This is a genomic window from Variovorax durovernensis (assembly GCF_977011995.1).
On the sequence record NZ_CDRNCW010000001.1, the window covers coordinates 3,592,132 to 3,609,840 of the forward strand.

A 17,709-nucleotide genomic window follows, 5' to 3' on the forward strand; every position below is an offset into this window, starting at 1 on the left:
AGAACGCCATGAAAAGCGCCACCCTCGCACGCTCCATCGACGCATCGGTCTGCCGCTACGTCGACCTGGACGAGTTCACCGACCTGCTGCCCGCGCAGATCCTGTCGGAGCAGGAGTGCGAGCGGGCGGACGCCTTCCGGTTCGGCACCGACCGCCAGCGCTTCGTGGCGGCGCACATCGCGCTGCGGCAGGTGCTGTCCGCGCACACCGGCCTGCCCGCGGATGCGCTGGACTTTGCCGTCGGCGCCTTCGGCAAGCCTTCGCTGCCGGGCCGCCAGCGTACGCAGTTCTCCATGAGCCACAGCCAGGGGCTGGCGCTGATCGCCATCGGCGGGCGCGGTCCGCTGGGCGTCGACGTCGAGCTGCTGCGCCGGGTGCCCGACGCCGCCGCATTGGCCGCACGGCATTTCACGCGGCGCGAGAACGAGGCGCTGACCGCGCTGCCCGAGCACGAACGCGATCGCGCCTTCCTGACCTGCTGGACCCGCAAGGAAGCCTGCCTGAAGGCGATCGGCGTGGGCATGCTGGTGTCGCCGCAGAGCTTCGAGGTCGGGCTGGAGCCCGATTGCCGCAGCGTCGAGCTGTCGGTGGCCGGGCGCATCCTGTGGCTGGTGCTGGGCGCCGCGCCGCCGCGCATGGACTGCGTCGGCGCGATCGCCGAATGGCGCGAGACCCAGGGCCGCGCGACCATGAGCAGCTCGATGGCGGAGGCACGGGCATGAACTCCCTCGCGCTCATGTTCGGGCCGGCCTCGCGCCAGCTGTTCGGCATCCTCCATCCCGCGGAAGACACCGGCAGCGCGGACACCGCGGTACTGATCTGCCCGCCCTACGGCCCCGAGGGGCTGCGCACGCACCGCTTCTTCAAGGTGCTGGCCGAACGCCTGGCGCGCGCCGGCATCGCCACGCTGCGCTTCGACTTCTACGGCACCGGCGATTCCCCGGGCGACGAGCGCCAGGGCGAGTTCGAAGGCTGGCGGCGCGACCTGTGCTCGGCGCACGAAGAACTGCGCCGCCATGCGCCCGGCGCGCGCATCGTCTGGGTCGGCGCCCGGCTCGGCGCCACCCTGGCCGTGCTGGCCGCGCGCAACGGGCGCTGCGACCCGGTGCGGCTGGTGCTCTGGGAGCCGGTGATCGACGGCCGGCGCTACGCCCGCTTCCTGCGCGAGCAGCACGTGGCGGCCATCGACGCCACCTTCTGCATCCCCGACCTCGCCTGGCGCCGCAACCTGCTGCGCGAACCCGACGCCGTGCCCGAAGAAGCGTTGGGCGCCTCGCTTTCGAGCACGCTGCGCGCGCAGCTCGCGGCGCTCACGCCCGACGCGCTGCAGCTCACCGCGTTGCACGACACGCTGGTGCTGGCGCAGCCTGACGACGAATACACGGCGCAATGGGCTGCCGAGCAGCAGTCGCGCCACATGCCGGTGCGCCTCGCGTACTTCAAGCACCGGCTCGAGTGGACCGCCGACCCCTACCCCAACAGCGCGATGGTGCCGGCGGACGCGCTCAACCGCCTCCAGGGAGCTCTTCATGAATGACATGACGCAAAGCCCGGTCCGCTTCGGACAGGGCGAATCGCTGGTGGGCATGCTCACCACGCCGGCCCGCCAGGGCGCCGCCGCGGTGGGCTGCCTGATGCTCAACATGGGCGCCAACCACCGGGTCGGCCCGCGCCGCATCAACGTCAAGCTGGCGCACCTTCTGGCCGCGCGCGGCGTGAGCAGCCTGCGGCTCGACCTGGGCGGCGTGGGCGACAGCGACGCGGTCGACTCCGGCAGCGACCTGCGCACGCGTGCCGTGCACGACCTGCGCGCCGCCATGGACCTGATCGAAAACAGGCTGGGCATCCGGCAGTTCGTGATCGTCGGCATGTGCTCGGGCGCGGAGCACGCCATGTCGGCCGGCGCGGCGGACACGCGCGTGGTCGGCATCTCGATGTTCGACGGCTTTGCCTTCCCCGAGCGGCGCACGCGCTGGGAGCGCACCGTGCGGCGCGCGCTGGCCGCGCCGGTGCACCCGTCGTTCGCTGGCAAGGCCCTGCGCTGGCTCAAGCGCCGCGTGCTGCGCATCCAGCCGGCCGGCAAGCCGCTGCCGGGCTTCTTCACGGAAGAAAGCTCGCCCGAGGCCACCGCCAACTGGTTCGCCGCCACCATGAAGCAGCTGGCCGAGCGCAAGGTGGCGATGCAGCTGCTGTATTCGGGTTCGCTGCATGTCTGCGACTACGACCGCGACCAGCTCGGCGCCTTCCGCCACGCGCCCTTCGCGCAATCGCTGCAGTACGAGTTCATGCGCGAGGTCGACCACACCGTCTGCACCGAGAAGGGACAGCAGCTGTTCCTGCAGTCGGTGGGCGACTGGGTTGCCGAGCGCTGCTTCGGCGCCAGCACCGAGCGGCGCAGCGCCAGCCGCGCCACGGCCGGCGCCGGGCGCGCGATGCCCGCCACCTTGGCCGCGCCCTGATCCGGCCAAGCCCATCCCGCCCAACACAGAACCGTTCACCCCGGCAGTCAAGGAGATCACCATGGACCGCATCCATTCCGCCAAGCCCTCACCGGGCATGCGCACGCTCTCAGCCCTTGCCCTGGCGGAATACCGCCTGCGATGGCTGGGCCTGGCCCTGCTGCTGTCGCTGGGGCTGGCCGGCTGCGCACCGGGCTTCGGCACGCCGGGGCCGCTGAACTACGGCGACGGCAACCAGGGCGGCGCGGACGCGACCTCTTCGGCAGCCGCCGGCAAGATCATCCCGATCACGCCCGACCTGATCCGCACGCAGATCGCGCAGCGGCCCCAGGGCATGCCCGACTCCATAAAGAGACTGTTCGCGCAAGCCCCGGTCTACACCATCGGGCCCGGCGACGTGGTCGGCATCATCGTGTACGACCACCCGGAACTGCTGCCGAACGCCGGCGCGGTGATCGCGCAGCAGTCCGACCCGACCGGCGTGACCGTGGCGCCCGGCTTCATCGTCGACGCCAAGGGCGAGATCTTCTTTCCGTACATCGGGCGCACCAAGGTGCAGGGCCTGACGGAGAGCGGCGCCTCGGAGCTGGTGGCAAGCCGCATCAAGACCTTCGTCAAGGATCCGCAGGTGTCGGTGCGCATCCAGTCGTTCCGCAGCCAGCGTGCCTACGTGCAGGGCGAGGTGCGCACGCCCGGCCTGCAGATCTTCACCGACGTGCCGATGACGCTGTCCGAAGCCATCAGCCGCGCCGGCAGCTTCACCCAGCTCGGCGACCGCTCGCACGTCACGCTCACACGCGGCGGCGTGTCGACGCTGATCAACCTGCCGCTGCTGCAGTCGCAGGGCTTCGACGGCAACGGCATTCCGCTGCGCAACGGCGACATCGTGAATGTCGGCACCCGCGAGGACAACCGGGTCTACGTGATGGGCGAGGTGCGGGCGCCGTCGGCGCTGCAGATGCGCCTGAACGGCCGCCTGAGCCTGAACGAGGCGCTGGGCGACGTGGGCGGCCCCGACCTGACGACAGCTGACACCGGACAGATCTACGTGGTGCGCAACACGCCGGACGACTCCGGCGCGCCGCAGGTCTTCAACCTCAACGCGAGGAACCCGGTGGCGCTCGCGCTGGCCGACCGCTTCGAGCTGCAGCCGCGCGACGTGGTGTACGTCGACCACGTGCCGCTGGCCACGTGGAGCCGCGTGTTCAGCCTGATTCTTCCGTCGGCCCAGGTCATCAACCTGGCCCGCGACACAGCGCGCCGGTAAGCGCCCCACCCCGTCTTCCGCACCAAAAGGTGAACCCCATGAACGCGCGTTGGCAACCTTCGCTTCCCGCTCCGGCGGGCACCCCCATGCCCATGGTCGAGGCTTCCTGGGTCCGGGAATCCCGGTTCCAGGAGTACCTGGACATCCTCATCGACAGCCGCTGGCTCATTGCCACGCTCACGGCGCTCGCGCTGCTGGCGGGTGCCTGCTATGCGCTCTTCGGGCCCAGGGTCTACGAGGCCAACATCCTGATCCAGGTGGAAGACCCGGACCGCTCGGGCGGCAACTTCCCCGGCGACGCCACCGGGGGCGCCGGCCTCGGCACGAAGACGCCGGTGGCCGGCGAGACCGAGATCCTGCGCTCGCGCATGGTGCTGGGCCAGGCCATGGAGAACACCAGGCTCTACATCAGCGCCAGGCCACGCTACATCCCGGTGGTGGGCGAGTTCCTGGCGCGGCACTCGAGCCGGCTGTCTTCGCCGGGCATCTTCGGCATGGGCGACTATGTCTCGGGCACCGAGCGCATCGCCGTCGCGCAGATGGACGTGCCGCCGGCCTTCGAGGGCAAGAAGTTCCTGCTGACGGCGGAGGACGGCGGCAACTACACGCTGACGAATTCCGGGCTGGAGGCTCCGCTGCAGGGCAAGGTCGGCGTGCCGCTGGACGCCGCCGTGCCGGGCGGCACGCTGCACCTGCTGGTCGGCTCCTTCGAAGCCGAGCCCGGCGGCGCCTTCGAGCTGGTGCGCAACTCCAAGCAGCTCACCCTGCTGGGCCTGCAGAAAGACCTGCGGGTGGTCGAGAAAGGCAAGCAGTCGGGCGTGATGGACGTCAGCATGCAGGCCGAGGACCGCGGCCAGCTGGCCGACGTGCTCAATGAAGTCTCGCGCCTGTACGTGCGCCAGAACATCGACCAGAAGACGGTGCAGGCCGAGCGCGCACTGGCCTTCCTGGGCACCGAGCTGCCCAAGTTCAAGGCCCAGCTGGAGCAGTCGGAAGACAGCTACAACCAATACCGCAACCAGAACGGCACCATCAGCCTGGACGACGAGGCCCGCAACGCGCTGTCGCAGAACGTCGACCTGCAGGCCAAGCTGCTCGACGCGAAGCAGAAGCGCCTCGACCTGGTGGGCCGCTTCACCGCGGCGCACCCTGCCGTGCAGACGCTGGACTCGCAGATCGCCTCGCTCAAGAAGGAGCTGGGCGCGGTCGACGGGCGCATCCGCCGCATGCCGATGCTGCAGCAGAACTCGCTGCGCATGCAGCGCGACATCAAGGTCAACACCGACCTCTACGCGACGCTGCTGAACAGTTCGCTGCAGATGCGCCTGGCCAAGGAAGGCAAGGTGGCCAACGTGCGCGTGCTCGACCAGGCGCTGCTGCCCGAGAAGCCGGTGCGGCCGAAGGCGCTGATCGTCATGGCGCTGTCGCTGGCGGCCGGGCTGTTCCTGGGCGGGGCCATGGCACTGCTGCGCAAGACGCTGAAGAAGTCGATCGGCAGCCCCGACGAGATCGAGGCCGTCACCGGGCTCAACGTGTACAGCACCATCGCGCTGAGCACCCAGCAGCGCGTACTCGACCGCGCCATCCGCGGCGGCAAGCCGGGCGTGAAGGTGCTGGCGGCGCTGCACGTCGAAGACCCGGCGCTGGAGGGGCTGCGCCGCCTTCGCACCGCGCTGAAGTTCGTGATGCTGGGCGCACCCAACAACCGCGTGCTCATCTCCAGCGCCACCGCGGGCGCGGGCAAGACCTTCGTGTCTTCCAACTTCGCGACGCTGCTGGCGTCGTCGGGCAAGCGCGTGCTGCTGATCGACGCCGACCTTCGCCGCGGCACCCTGAGCGAGGAGTTCGGGTTGCAGCGCAAGGACGGGCTGTCAGACGTCATCACCGGCGGCGTGCCGCTGGACCGCGCCATTCACTACCACGTGCTGCCGCGCCTGGACGTCATGACCTCGGGCACGCTGCACCCCGACCCCGCCGGCATGATGACCAGCGACGTCTTCGCGCAGACGCTGGCCACGCTGTCCAGCCGCTACGACGTGGTGATCGTCGACGCACCGCCTGCCCTGCTGGCCTCCGAGACCGCCGCGATGGCACCGAGCATGGGCACGCTGCTGCTGGTGGCACGCGCCGACCACAGCGAGAGCGGCGAACTGCTCGAGAGCGTCAAGCGCCTGGGCCATGTGGGCGCCGCGTTCCACGGCGTGGTGTTCAACGCGGTCGACACCACCCAGCGCCACTACCGCGGCTACAGCTACGGCTACTACGACACCTACCGGCGCGAACCCGCCGGCGCGCTGAGCGTGAACGATGCCGACACCGTGATGCCCAAGCGGATCGAACCGGAGCACGCAGCATGAGCGTCCTGCGATCGAACACACCGGCGCGGCCCGCGCACGGCACGGCCGCCAACACGCCGGTCTACGAACCGATCGGCGGTGCCCCGTGGCTGCGCGTGGCCAAGCGCGCCGCCGACATCGCGATGGCGGGCTCGTTCTTCGTCTTCTTCGGCTGGGCCTATGCATTGATATGGATAGGCGTGCTCATGACCTCGGGCGGCCCGGCCATCTACATGCAGCCGCGCTACGGCAAGGACGGCAAGGTGTTCCGCTTCCTCAAGTTCCGCTCCATGGTGGCCGACGCCGACGCCGTGCTGGCCCGCCACCTGCGCGACAACCCGGGCGCGCGGCGCGAATGGGACGTTTACCAGAAGCTGGAGCACGACCCGCGCATCACCCGCTTCGGCGCCTTCCTGCGCAAGTACAGCATCGACGAGTTCCCGCAGTTCTGGAACGTGCTGATGGGCGACATGAGCATGGTCGGCCCCCGGCCCTGCATGTTCGCGCAGAAGGAGCTGTACGGGGACTACTGGGACCACTACTGCGCGGTGCGGCCCGGTATCACCGGCCTGTGGCAGATCAGCGGCCGCAACGAGGTGAGCTACCGGCGCCGCGCGGCGATGGATGCGGAGTACGTGTCCACGCTGTCGCTGCGGCGGGACTTCGTGATCCTGCTGAAGACATTCGCGGTCGTGACCGGGGCGCGCGGCTCGCGCTGAGCCCGCTTTCCCTTCCAAAGAAAGCACCTATGCGTATCTTTGTAGCCGGACATCGCGGAATGGTTGGCCAGGCACTGGCGACGCGGCTCGCGCGGGCGGGCCATGAGGTCGTCACGCGCAGCCGTGCCGAACTCGATCTGCTCGACCAGGCGGCGGTCGCCCGTTTCTTCGCGACAGAACCTGTCGACCAGGTGTATCTGGCGGCGGCCCGGGTCGGCGGCATCCATGCCAATGCGACCTACCCCGCACAGTTCATCTACGAGAACCTGATGATCGCGGCCAACGTCACGCACCAGGCATTCCTGGCTGGCGTGAAGCGCATGCTGTTCCTCGGCTCAAGCTGCATCTATCCCCGGCTGGCCGGACAGCCGATGGCCGAAAGCGCGCTGCTCGGCGGACCGCTCGAGCCGACGAACGAGCCCTATGCCATTGCCAAGATCGCCGGCCTCAAGCTCTGCGAGAGCTACAACCGGCAGTACGGCGCCAGCCACGGCATCGACTACCGCAGCGTGATGCCGAGCAACCTCTACGGCCCCGGCGACAACTACCACCCGCAGAACAGCCACGTGGTGCCGGCGCTGCTGCAGCGCTTCCACCGCGCCCGGCAGGAACGCGCGCCGCAGGTGGTCGTCTGGGGCAGCGGCCGTGCGCGGCGCGAGTTCCTCCATGTCGACGACATGGCCGAAGGCTGCATCGCGGTGATGAACCTGCCGCAAGCCGTCTACGCACACCACACCACGCCAATGTGCGGCCACATCAACCTCGGCACCGGCGAAGACGTGTCCATTGCCGAGCTGGCTGCACTGGTGCGCGACGTGACCGGCTACGAAGGCGACATCCGCTACGACGCCACACAGCCCGATGGCGCGCCGCGCAAGCTGCTCGACGTGACGCGTGCCGCCGCCATCGGCTGGCGGGCCACCGTACCACTGGCCGAAGGGCTGCGCCGCGCCTATGCCGCCTACCTCTCCACCACCTTGCCCACCGAAGAGATCGAACATGCCTAAACGCGCACTCATCACCGGCATCACGGGCCAGGATGGCTCCTACCTTGCTGAACTGCTGATCGAAAAGGGCTACGAGGTACACGGCATCAAGCGCCGCACTTCGCAGTTCAACACCGGACGCATCGACCACCTTTACGCCGACGTCCATGCCATCGCGCAACGCCACCTGCACCTGCACCACGGCGACCTGGCGGACGGCAGCAACCTCACGCGGATCATTCAGGAGGTCCAGCCCGACGAGGTCTACAACCTGGGCGCGCAGAGCCACGTGGCCGTGAGCTTCGAGAGCCCGGAATACACGGCCGACATCAATGCGCTGGGCACGCTGCGGCTGCTCGAGGCGATCCGGCTGCTGGGCCTGCAATCGAAGACGCGCTTCTACCAGGCCAGCACCAGCGAGCTCTACGGCCTCGTGCAGGAGGGCCGCCAGAGCGAAAGCACGCCCTTCTATCCGCGCAGCCCCTACGGCGCGGCCAAGCTCTACGCCTACTGGATCACCAAGAACTACCGCGAGGCCTACGGCTTCTATGCCTGCAACGGCATCCTCTTCAATCACGAAAGCCCTCGCCGTGGCGAGACCTTCGTGACGCGCAAGGTCACGCGCGGGTTGGCCAACGTGGCGCAGGGGCTGGAACAGTGCCTCTTTCTCGGCAACATGAACGCACTGCGCGACTGGGGCCACGCCAAGGACTACGTGCGCATGCAATGGCTGATGCTGCAGCAGCCGACGGCGGTCGACTACGTGATTGCCACGGGCATCCAGTACAGCATCCGCGAGTTCGTCACCAAGGCCGCGCGCGAGCTCGGCATCACGCTGGTCTTCGAAGGGCGCGGGCTCGACGAAGTAGCGATAGTCAGCGCGGTGGAAGGCGACGATGCGCCGGCCGTCTGCGTCGGCGACGTGCTGGTGCGTGTGGATCCGCGCTACTTCCGCCCCTCGGAGGTCGAGACGCTGTGCGGCAACCCGGCCAAGGCGGCGGACGACCTGGGCTGGGTGCCGGAGATCACGCTCGACCAGATGGTGGCCGAGATGGTCGCGTCAGACCTCGGGTTGGCCAAGCGCCGTGCGCTGCTGCAGCGCCATGGCTACCACACGCCCCAGAGCATCGAGGCCTGAGCGCGGAACCCGCCATGAGAACCCTCACCTTCTGGTCCGGCATCGTCTGCTGCTTCCTGTGCGGGCTGGTCGACCCTGCCTGGGGCTATGCGGCGGTGTTCGTGCTGTCGCTGGTGCAGCTCGCGCTGCTGGGTTCTTCGGGCGGCAGCGTGTTCCTGCTGATCCATTACGCAACCATGCTGACCTACTTCTCGCTGGCGCCGGCGATGCAGATCGCCAACGACGTGGATTTCTGGGAAACGGGCGTGCTCACCACGGCGTCGCACACGCAGGCGCTGGTGCTGCTGCTGCTGTACATGGCCGGCGTGGAGGCCGCGCGCTTCGGCATGCCCGACGCGCCGGTGCACCGGCCGGGCCTCTACCATGCGCGCGCGGTCGGCGTGGCCCACCCGTTCCTGCTGCTGCTGAGCTGTTCGTTCGCAGCCTTCGCGACGCTCTTCATCCGGCCCGACCTGAACTTCGTGGCGCGCGGCATTCCGGGCGAGGACGACAGCGTTCCCATCGACTTCATCGTGTACTCCACGCTGCCCAAGCTGGTGGTGCTGATGTGCTTCGTGGCGCTCGCGATCCACGCGTTCCGCCGGCGCACGCCTTGGGCCTGGGCCTCGGCGGGGCTGGCGCTGGCGCTGGCGGCCGTAGCGGCCAACCCGGTCAACACGGCGCGGCAGATCCTGCTGATCGGGCTGCTGCCGCTGTTCATCCACGCACTGGCGCGGCAGCGGCACTGGCGTTGGGCGCTGGCGGGGCTGATCTTCGGCGCCATCGCCGCGCTCGGGCCGGTGCTGAACCTGTTCTCGCGCGGCAGCGTGTGGGGCGAGGGCCTCACGACCTTCCCGTTCAGCCAGGACTTCGACGCGATGTTCGTGGTGGCGGGCATCCTGGAGCGCGCGCCCATTCCAGACCTGGGCTGGGGCCGCTACCTGCTGTCGGCGTTCTCGTTCTTCCTGCCGCGCGACCTGAAGATGTTTCCGGATTTCGATCCGCTCGGCTGGTCGGCCATTCTGGGCAATTTCTCGCAGAGCAACCTGTCTCTGCCGCCTTTCACCACCGCCTACTTCGACTTCGGGCTGATGGGGCCTCTGCTGCTGGGCATCGCAATCTCTGCGGGCTTCCGGCTGGTCGACAAGGCGATCGATCCGCACCGCGCACTGTCGGGTAGCTATCTATCTGCGCTGGTGCTGCTGTCGGCCTACGTGCCGTTCATGCGCGGTCCGATCCTGGGTTGGGGTCCGTTCGCAACCTCGGGCCTGATCGCCGCGCTCATCGCCGGCGCCCTGAGCGCGCGCGCGCGCCGCGCCCGCCGCGTTCGCCACCTGTCGCCCACGGTGCACCGCGACCTCCCGACTTCGTGAGCAAGCCCATGGCCACCTACCTGTTCTACGACACCCTTCGACTCAACCCGAGGTCCGGCGGCGTGCTGAACGTTGCCGAGGTGCTGCTGCGCAACATGCGGCTGTCGCAGGGCGACCGCGTGCAGTCGGTCGGCGAGCGGCATCCACGCCTGTACGAAGCGGCGCGCAGGCTCAGGGTGAGCCGCTTCCTGCTGGAGACGCTGCTCTACAACCTCTACCGCATTCGCGCGCTGCTGACCGGCGAGCGGGTGTACGCGCTGTTCCCGAACTACTTCCTCCCGTTCACGCTGTTCGGGCGCCATGCGGACGCGGTCGTCATCGTCCACGACCTGCAATACAAGGCATACCCGGAGTACTTCAGCCGGGCAAAGCGCATGTGGCTCGACTGGAGCCTGTGGCGCGTCGCGCACAGCGCGGCCAATGCGGTGTTCATCAGCAAGAGCAGCCTGCACGACTTCGAGCGGCACTTCACGCGCTGCGCGCATGCCTCGGTGATCTTCAACCCGGTGGACGCGCCGCGCGCGCCCGTCCGCCCCGCCACGCCCGAGGCGGAACCGGCGCAGGAGCGCTACCTGATCGCGGCCTACCACTACTACCCGCACAAGAACTTCAGCGGCATCCTCGCGCTGTTCGAGCGCATGAAGCGCGCGGGCCTGGTCGACTTCCTGGACATCACCGGCAACGGCGCGGCCGAGGTGGAGCGCATGGTCGCCGCGCTGGCGCCCGAGGTGCGCGGCTGCGTGCGCCACCGCGGGCTGGTGTCACGCGAGGAACTGGTGCGGCTCTATGCGGGCGCCACTGCATTCATCTCGCTGTCGACTTTCGAGGGCTTCAACCTCTCGGCCGCCGAAGCCGCCACGCTGGGCGTGCCGCTGCTGCTGTCGGACATTCCGGTGCACCGCGAACTGTTCTCGGGCTACGGCTTCTTCGTGGGCAGCGCCTCCTGCGACACCTACCAGCTCGCGCGCTACCTTGCCCGGCACGAGCGCACGAGGCCCGCGTGGCTGCATGCCCAGGCCTGCGCGCCGGGCGCGGTGGCCGCGCGCTATCTGGCGCTCAAGCGCGCCGCCGTTCCGCTCGCGAGGGCCGTGCAATGAGCGGGTTCCACGTCCTGTGCAGGCGCTTGCTGGTGCCGCTGCTCCTGTGCGCGACGGCATCGGCTGCGCCAGCCCAGCCCGTGCAGCCGGCCGAGGCACCGGTGCCCGGCTTCGGCGTCATGGTGCACTACCTGCCGGACAAGCAGTCCATCTCGCAGATCAAGAACTTCGACGTCGAGGCCTTCGCTTCGGGGTTGGCGCAGATGCGTGCGTCGCACCTCATCCTCACGCTGGGCCAGAACAACGGCCAGTACATCTCGCCCAATTCCGCGCTCGAGGTGCTGTGCCCCGGTGCCGCCAGGAACCGCCCATCGCGCGACCTGCCGCTGGAAATAGGCGAGGCGCTGCGCGCACACGGCATCGCGCTGATCCTGTACCTGCCGTTCCGCGCGCCGCAGGCCGACCCCGCGCTGATGAAGTGCCTGGGCGACGTTTCCGAGCAGGAACCGCCGCCGGCGCGCTTCATTGCCGCGTGGTCCAGCGTGATCCGCGACTGGTCGGAGCGCTACGGTCCGCTGGCCGCGGGCTGGTGGTTCGACGGCACCTACAACACGCAGGGCATTTCGGCCGCGGGCTGGGAGACGCTGTGCGACGCCGCGCGCAGCGGCGCGGCCAACCGCTGGCTGGCCTTCAATGCCGGCGAGGGACCGGCGCGCTTCAGCCTCAAGAGCGCGCCCTGCCAGAACCTCATGGCCGGCGAGTACATGCAGCCGCCCGCGCATTTCGCGCCGCCGCCTTCGGAGCTTGTGTTCCACGTGCTCACGCCGCTCACGCCCTCGTGGGGCCGCGAGGCAGCGCCGCGCTTCACGCTGCAGCAGTTGCGCGACTGGATCGGCGAGGCCCGCGTGGCGCGCGGCCTCTTCACGCTGGACATGCCCCTGGACAACAACGGTCGCTTCCTCCCAGCGCACGTGGCGCTGGTGAAGAGCGCCACCGCCCGCAAGCCCTGACGAGCCGCATCAACCCTCCACCCATGCTGTCACACATGACCAACACCGCTCTCCCCTTCGTCGTGGTCGAAGACCGCCAGAACCGCACGCTCGCGCTGTGCCGCCAGTCCGCCGCGCTCGCGCAGGAACAACTCGTGGTGCTGTCGGACACCGACGCCGGCCCCGCCTATGAGCGCTTCCGCCATGCCTATGTGCACCTGTCGAGCAACTCGCCGGAGTTCGAGCGGATCTGCTTCCGGCGCTATTTCCTGCTCGCGCAGTACCTGGCGAGCCAGCCCGACTGCCATGCCTTCGTGCTGATCGACAGCGACGTGCTGCTGTTCAAGGGCATCGGCGAGCATGTGCGCAGGCTCGCGGGCAAGGCGGACTTCTCGGGCTCCTACATCAGCCCCATCGACGGATGGAACCCCTGCCAGATCTCGCCGCACGTGAGCTACTGGACCGCCAACGGCCTGCGGCGCTTCGTGGCCTTCGTGCTCGACACCTACACAACGCCATCGGGCCGGCGCAAGCTGCGCGAGATCGCGGCGCGCTTCGCGGCGCGGGGCATTCGCGGCGGCGTGTCCGACATGACGCTGCTCTACCTCTGGGCGCGCGCCAGCGGCAACGCCGATCCGATCAACCGCGTGCTCGACGGCAAGGTGATCGACCACAACATCAACAGCCCGCACAACCACCTGGCGAACGAGTTCCGCTACCGCGGCGGCGCCAAGCGCATCGCCTATTCCGACGGCCGGCCGTGGCTCACCTCCGCGGCGGGAGGCCGGACGAACGTGGTGGCGCTGCATTTCCAGGGCAGCGCAAAGATGGCCATGCCGCACGCGCTGCACGGCCGCATGCGCACCGTGGCCGCCGTGACATACGCGCTGATGGTGGCGCGGCGAGCCAAGAACAAGGCGTTCCGGCTGGCCACGCGCGTGCGCCGCACCCTGGACGCGCTCGGCCTCGCCAACGCCCCGGCCGCCAAGTAGCCCGAACCAGACCGAACCGGCCACGCCCATGAAACCCTTCAGCCCCTCACTCGCATTGCCCGGAGCGCGCATGGCGCGGCTGCTCGGCCTGGGGGCGCTGGTCTCGCGGCTCTACGTCTACCTGTCGGGCTTCGTCGCCATCTTCCTGATGGCGGCCAACGTGTCGCCCGCGCGCTTCGGCGAGTACTCGATCTACCAGTCGGTGCTGGAGGTGGCGCTGGTGGTCGGCACGCTGGGCAGCACACTGCTGTTCTCGCGCAACGCGAGCGCCGTGCCGCCGGGCGTGACCCAGGGCGACGTGGTGCGCACGCTGGCCTTCGGGCTGCCGCTGGCCACCGCTTTGATCGTCGTGATCCTGGCGCTGCAGCGGCTGCCGGTGGCCGACGTGCCCTTCGTGCTGGTGGTGGTCACGCTGGCGGTGTTCTCGTTCAACTGCCTGCGGCTGGCCTACAGCCGGGGCCTCGGCCATGCGGGGCTGCTCAATCTCGAGGCCGGCATCCGCTCGACCATCCTGGTGCTGGGCGTGGGCATCTGCGCGGCGCTGGGCTTCGAGCTGGACGTGGCGCACCTGCTGCTCATCAACCTGTTCGCTTTCGTGGTGGTGTGCGCGGCCATCTGCATTCCGTCCAACGGCGCCGCGCCGCCGGCGGGCCGCCCTGTGCTCGAGCTCGCATCGCAGGCCAGCGCCACGGTGTATTCGCTGCTGACCTTCCTGCTGCGCAAGTCGGACCTGCTGATCGTGGCCTTCTTCATGCCGCTGAGCTACGTGGGGGCCTTCAAGCTCGCATTCCTGCTGGCGGAGGCGCCGTCGCAGTTCGTGCAGGCATTCCTGTTCACCAAGACGCCGGCCATGATGGCTGCCGACCCCGAGAAGCTCGCGGCGTCGAAGCTGCAATTGGCGCGGCATTCATTCCTGCTGGGCTGCGCGTTGTTCGTCGGGCTGGCGGGGCTGATCAGCGTGGCCGCGCCGCTGCTCAAGATGGGCGACCAGGCGCGCACCATCTTCCTCTGCATCGCGCCTTATTTCCTGCTGCGCACCTACACCATCCATCACGAGATGGTGCTGTCGCTCAAGACCTCCATGGGCTCGCTCGGGCGCTGGGCGCTGCTCGAGGTGGCGCTGCGGCTGCTGTCCTACGGTGCGGTGATCCTGCTGTTCCCGGGCCGGCCGCACTACGTGTTCTTCATCGCCTGCCTGAGCGACTTCGCCTTGTACGAGACCCGCATGCGGCTGCAGTTCGGCTTCTTTCCCATCGTCCGTCTGTTGAGGCGGTCGCCATGAAGATCCTGCTGTACTCGATGAACTTCGCGCCTGAGCTCACCGGCATCGGCAAGTACTCGGGCGAGATGGCGCGCTGGCTGCATGCCAGGGGGCACGAGGTGCGCGTGATTGCCGCGCCGCCGTTCTTTCCGCAGTGGTCGGTGTACCGCGGCTACTCGGCCTGGACCTACCGCAAGAGCGACTGGGACGGTGTGACCGTTTGGCGCTCGCCCTTGTGGGTGCCCGCACGGCCGCGCGCGCTGGCTCGGCTCGGGCATCTGTTCTCTTTCATGCTGTCGAGCTTTCCGGTACTGCTGGCGCAGTGGCGATGGAAGCCGGACGTGGTGTTCGTGGTCGAGCCGCCGCTGTTCTGCGCACCGACTGCGCTGTTGTTTGCCGGGCTGCGTGGCATCAAGTCGTGGCTGCACATCCAGGACTACGAAGTCGATGCCGCCTTCGGCCTGGGCCATGTGCGCGGCGAACGCGTCCTGCGCTTCGCACGCTCGGCCGAGCGCTGGCTGATGAGCCGCTTCGACCGGGTATCGACCATCTCGGCCGCAATGATCGAGAAGGCCCGCGGCAAGGGCGTGGACGCGAGCCGGCTGGTGCTGTTTCCGAACTGGGTCGACGTAAAGGCCATTCACCCGTTGCCGCGCACGGTCGCGCCCTACGGCTACCGGCCCGCGCTCGGCATTCCCGACGACGCGGTGGTGGTGCTGTATGCCGGCAGCCTCGGCACCAAGCAAGGCATCGAGCTGCTGGCGGAGGCGGCACACCTGCTGGTGTGCTCCAGCAGCATCCACTTTGTGTTCGCAGGCAGCGGGCCGAGCCGCGAGTCGCTGCACGCCGCCTGCGCCAATCTGGCCAACGTGCATTTTCTCGAGCTGCAGCCGGCCGAGCGGCTCAACGAACTGCTGGGCATGGCCGACGTCCACGTGCTGCCCCAGCGTGCCGACGCCGCCGACCTGGTCATGCCGTCGAAGCTGGGCGGCATGCTCGCCAGCGGCCGTGCCGTGGTCGTGACCGCGCATGCCGGCACCGAGCTGAGCAACGTGGTGACGGGGCGCGGCATGGTGGTCGAGCCCGGCGACGCCGCCGCGCTGGCCGATGCCATCGAGCAACTTGCCATGTCGCCCGAACTGCGCGAGCAGATGGGTGCGGCCGGCCGCCGTTTCGCCGAGTCCGCGCTCGACGAAGACGCCATCCTGCAGCGCCTGGAGCAGGAACTGCTGCGCTGCGTCGCCGGCTGAACCGACGCTGTCCACGCCAAGGAGCCCACACCATGCCCCACGCCAAGATACTCGTGACCGGTGGTGCAGGCTTCATCGGCAGCCACACCTGCGTGGCGCTGATCGCGGCGGGCTACCAGCCGCTGGTCCTCGACACGCTGGTCAACAGCGACGCGCGATCGCTGCAACGGGTGGGCTGCATCACCGGACTGCAGCCGCTGCTGCTGCGCTGCGACGTGCGCGACGGCGCGGCGCTGGGCCGGGTGTTCGCCGAGCATGCGATCGAGGCGGTGGTGCATCTGGCGGGGTTGAAGGCGGTGGGCGAATCGGTGGCCGATCCGCTGGCGTACTACGACGTCAACCTGGCCGGTACGCTGGCGCTGGTGCAGGCAATGGGCCGCGCCGGCGTGCGCACGCTGGTGTTCTCGTCGTCGGCCACGGTGTACGGCGACGCGCAGCACTCACCCATTCCGGAGACCGCGCCGTATGCGGCGGTCAACCCCTACGGCCGCACCAAGGCGATGGTGGAAAACCTGCTGGCCGACCTCGCGCATGCCGATCCGCGCTGGGGCATTGCCTGCCTGCGCTACTTCAACCCGGTCGGCGCGCACGAAAGCGGCCTGCTCGGCGAGCGTCCGAACGGGCCGCCCGCCAACCTCATGCCCTACATCTCGCAGGTGGCCGCGGGCGAGCGCGAATACCTGATGGTGCACGGCGCCGACTACGAAACCATCGACGGCACCGGCGTGCGCGACTACGTGCACGTGATGGACGTGGCCGAAGGCCATGTGGCGGCACTGCGCCACGCGGCGCGCGAGCCCGGCATCCTGATGACCAACCTGGGCACGGGCCGGGGCGCCTCGGTGCTGGAGGTGGTGTGCGCCTTCGAACGCGCCAGCGGCCGGCGCATCGCGCTGCGCATCGGCCCGCGCCGACCAGGCGACGCACCCGCCTACTGGGCCGACGCACGCAATGCACAGGCCCGCCTCGGCTGGCGCGCGCGCCGCGACCTCGACCAGATGTGCTCGGACAGCTGGCGCTGGCAAGCCGCGAACCCGCACGGTTTCGACGACCCGGTGCCTGCGTTGCAGGCCCAGGCTCAGCCGCCGTGGCTGAGCGCCGACCTGCAGATCTTTCACGCAACCTCCAACCTCGGACACTCCAATGCCTGACAACGCACACCGCTCTCCAGAAGAGCAGGCCGACGCCCGGACCGGATATCCGCCGGGCGGCGTCTGCCCTCCGACCCAGCCGCTGTGGCCGGGCTTCCTGACCGGGCAGGAAGGCGCGCCGGTGCGCGTGCTGCTCGTGGACGACGACAGCTTCATGCGCCGGGTAATTGCGCAGGAACTGCTGTCGGACCTGCGCATACAGCTCGAAGGCCAGGGCGGCAGCCTGCGCGACGGCCGCCGGCTGCTGGCCACGCATGAGTTCGACGTGCTCATGGTCGACCTGCGGCTGGGCGACGGCACCGGCTTCGAGCTGATCCGCGAGGCCAGCAAGCAGCATCCCGGCTGCGAAATCATAGTGATCTCCGCGCTGGAAGACGAGACGCACGTGATGCATGCCTTCGAGCTGGGCGCGACCGGCTACCTGCTGAAAGACGCCTGGCTGCAGAGCTTCGCGCAGGCAGTGCTGCAGGTGGTGAACGGCGGCGCGGCCATCACGCCCCGGCTCGCGCGGCGGCTGCTTTCGCGCCTGAGCGCAAGGCCCGGCAGCCCGCCGCCGGCCGGCGACCCGCCCACGCGTGAAACCACGCTGACCACGCGCGAATGCGAAATCCTGCGCTGCGTGGCACGAGGCCAGGTCACCGAGGAGATCGGCGTGAAGCTCGGCATCTCGGGCCAGACGGTCAACGCGCACATCAAGAACATCTACAAGAAATTGCACGTGCACTCGCGTGCGCAGGCCGTGAGCTACGCGGCGTACTCCGGGCTCATCTGA

Annotated in this window: 16 protein-coding genes; all 16 read left to right on the forward strand. The window is 69.1% G+C overall.

Annotated elements, in window-relative coordinates; genetic code table 11:
• The first annotated feature begins 8 nt into the window (after positions 1-8).
• The 16 genes from ACWV14_RS17085 (at position 9) to ACWV14_RS17160 (ending at position 17,709) form a co-directional block, all read left to right on the forward strand.
• Entirely contained in the window at positions 9-722 is a 714-nt protein-coding gene (locus ACWV14_RS17085) for a 4'-phosphopantetheinyl transferase family protein (RefSeq protein ID WP_454902753.1), read from the forward strand.
• On the forward strand, positions 719-1,537 hold the full coding sequence (locus ACWV14_RS17090; protein WP_454902754.1) for an alpha/beta fold hydrolase: 819 nt from the start codon (positions 719-721) through the stop codon (positions 1,535-1,537). The genes ACWV14_RS17085 and ACWV14_RS17090 overlap by 4 nt, the downstream gene beginning before the upstream one ends.
• Positions 1,530-2,459, forward strand: coding sequence for a hypothetical protein (locus ACWV14_RS17095; RefSeq protein ID WP_454902755.1), 930 nt, complete (start codon positions 1,530-1,532; stop codon positions 2,457-2,459). The genes ACWV14_RS17090 and ACWV14_RS17095 overlap by 8 nt, the downstream gene beginning before the upstream one ends.
• 61 nt (positions 2,460-2,520) lie before the next feature.
• Entirely contained in the window at positions 2,521-3,726 is a 1,206-nt protein-coding gene (locus ACWV14_RS17100) for a polysaccharide biosynthesis/export family protein (protein WP_454902756.1), read from the forward strand.
• A 38-nt stretch (positions 3,727-3,764) separates the two neighbouring features.
• Positions 3,765-6,083: a polysaccharide biosynthesis tyrosine autokinase gene (locus tag ACWV14_RS17105; RefSeq protein ID WP_454902757.1), complete on the forward strand. Its 2,319-nt coding sequence runs from the start codon at positions 3,765-3,767 to the stop codon at positions 6,081-6,083.
• Positions 6,080-6,781, forward strand: coding sequence for a sugar transferase (locus ACWV14_RS17110; RefSeq protein WP_454902758.1), 702 nt, complete (start codon positions 6,080-6,082; stop codon positions 6,779-6,781). Before ACWV14_RS17105 ends, ACWV14_RS17110 begins: the two co-directional genes overlap by 4 nt.
• Before the next feature lie 29 nt (positions 6,782-6,810).
• Entirely contained in the window at positions 6,811-7,788 is a 978-nt protein-coding gene (locus ACWV14_RS17115; protein ID WP_454902759.1) for a GDP-L-fucose synthase family protein, read from the forward strand.
• Positions 7,781-8,905, forward strand: coding sequence for a GDP-mannose 4,6-dehydratase (gmd, locus tag ACWV14_RS17120; RefSeq protein ID WP_422086715.1), 1,125 nt, complete (start codon positions 7,781-7,783; stop codon positions 8,903-8,905). The genes ACWV14_RS17115 and gmd overlap by 8 nt, the downstream gene beginning before the upstream one ends.
• Positions 8,906-8,919: 14 nt before the next feature.
• A complete protein-coding gene (locus ACWV14_RS17125; RefSeq protein ID WP_454902760.1) occupies positions 8,920-10,257 on the forward strand; it encodes a hypothetical protein in 1,338 nt (445 codons plus the stop codon).
• Positions 10,254-11,354 (forward strand): glycosyltransferase, encoded by a 1,101-nt coding sequence (locus tag ACWV14_RS17130; RefSeq protein WP_454902761.1) that lies wholly within the window; start codon positions 10,254-10,256, stop codon positions 11,352-11,354. Before ACWV14_RS17125 ends, ACWV14_RS17130 begins: the two co-directional genes overlap by 4 nt.
• The gene (locus ACWV14_RS17135) at positions 11,351-12,304 is read left to right on the forward strand and encodes a hypothetical protein (protein ID WP_454902762.1); all 954 of its coding nucleotides are present in this window, start codon (positions 11,351-11,353) and stop codon (positions 12,302-12,304) included. The genes ACWV14_RS17130 and ACWV14_RS17135 overlap by 4 nt, the downstream gene beginning before the upstream one ends.
• Positions 12,305-12,339: 35 nt before the next feature.
• On the forward strand, positions 12,340-13,275 hold the full coding sequence (locus tag ACWV14_RS17140; RefSeq protein WP_454902763.1) for a hypothetical protein: 936 nt from the start codon (positions 12,340-12,342) through the stop codon (positions 13,273-13,275).
• Between the two features lie 28 nt (positions 13,276-13,303).
• A complete protein-coding gene (locus ACWV14_RS17145; protein WP_422086720.1) occupies positions 13,304-14,557 on the forward strand; it encodes a lipopolysaccharide biosynthesis protein in 1,254 nt (417 codons plus the stop codon).
• A complete protein-coding gene (locus ACWV14_RS17150) occupies positions 14,554-15,786 on the forward strand; it encodes a WcaI family glycosyltransferase (RefSeq protein ID WP_454902764.1) in 1,233 nt (410 codons plus the stop codon). The genes ACWV14_RS17145 and ACWV14_RS17150 overlap by 4 nt, the downstream gene beginning before the upstream one ends.
• Before the next feature lie 32 nt (positions 15,787-15,818).
• Complete coding sequence (gene galE, locus ACWV14_RS17155; protein WP_454902765.1) at positions 15,819-16,937, forward strand: UDP-glucose 4-epimerase GalE; 1,119 nt, start codon at positions 15,819-15,821, stop codon at positions 16,935-16,937.
• Positions 16,930-17,709, forward strand: coding sequence for a response regulator transcription factor (locus ACWV14_RS17160; protein ID WP_454902766.1), 780 nt, complete (start codon positions 16,930-16,932; stop codon positions 17,707-17,709). Before galE ends, ACWV14_RS17160 begins: the two co-directional genes overlap by 8 nt.

Coding starts and splice junctions, on each gene's coding strand:
- ACWV14_RS17085 (WP_454902753.1), top strand. CDS start 9: ATGAAAAGCGCCACCCTCGCACGCTCCATCGACGCATCGGTCTGCCGC.
- ACWV14_RS17090 (WP_454902754.1), top strand. CDS start 719: ATGAACTCCCTCGCGCTCATGTTCGGGCCGGCCTCGCGCCAGCTGTTC.
- ACWV14_RS17095 (WP_454902755.1), top strand. CDS start 1,530: ATGAATGACATGACGCAAAGCCCGGTCCGCTTCGGACAGGGCGAATCG.
- ACWV14_RS17100 (WP_454902756.1), top strand. CDS start 2,521: ATGGACCGCATCCATTCCGCCAAGCCCTCACCGGGCATGCGCACGCTC.
- ACWV14_RS17105 (WP_454902757.1), top strand. CDS start 3,765: ATGAACGCGCGTTGGCAACCTTCGCTTCCCGCTCCGGCGGGCACCCCC.
- ACWV14_RS17110 (WP_454902758.1), top strand. CDS start 6,080: ATGAGCGTCCTGCGATCGAACACACCGGCGCGGCCCGCGCACGGCACG.
- ACWV14_RS17115 (WP_454902759.1), top strand. CDS start 6,811: ATGCGTATCTTTGTAGCCGGACATCGCGGAATGGTTGGCCAGGCACTG.
- gmd (WP_422086715.1), top strand. CDS start 7,781: ATGCCTAAACGCGCACTCATCACCGGCATCACGGGCCAGGATGGCTCC.
- ACWV14_RS17125 (WP_454902760.1), top strand. CDS start 8,920: ATGAGAACCCTCACCTTCTGGTCCGGCATCGTCTGCTGCTTCCTGTGC.
- ACWV14_RS17135 (WP_454902762.1), top strand. CDS start 11,351: ATGAGCGGGTTCCACGTCCTGTGCAGGCGCTTGCTGGTGCCGCTGCTC.
- ACWV14_RS17140 (WP_454902763.1), top strand. CDS start 12,340: ATGACCAACACCGCTCTCCCCTTCGTCGTGGTCGAAGACCGCCAGAAC.
- ACWV14_RS17145 (WP_422086720.1), top strand. CDS start 13,304: ATGAAACCCTTCAGCCCCTCACTCGCATTGCCCGGAGCGCGCATGGCG.
- ACWV14_RS17150 (WP_454902764.1), top strand. CDS start 14,554: ATGAAGATCCTGCTGTACTCGATGAACTTCGCGCCTGAGCTCACCGGC.
- galE (WP_454902765.1), top strand. CDS start 15,819: ATGCCCCACGCCAAGATACTCGTGACCGGTGGTGCAGGCTTCATCGGC.
- ACWV14_RS17160 (WP_454902766.1), top strand. CDS start 16,930: ATGCCTGACAACGCACACCGCTCTCCAGAAGAGCAGGCCGACGCCCGG.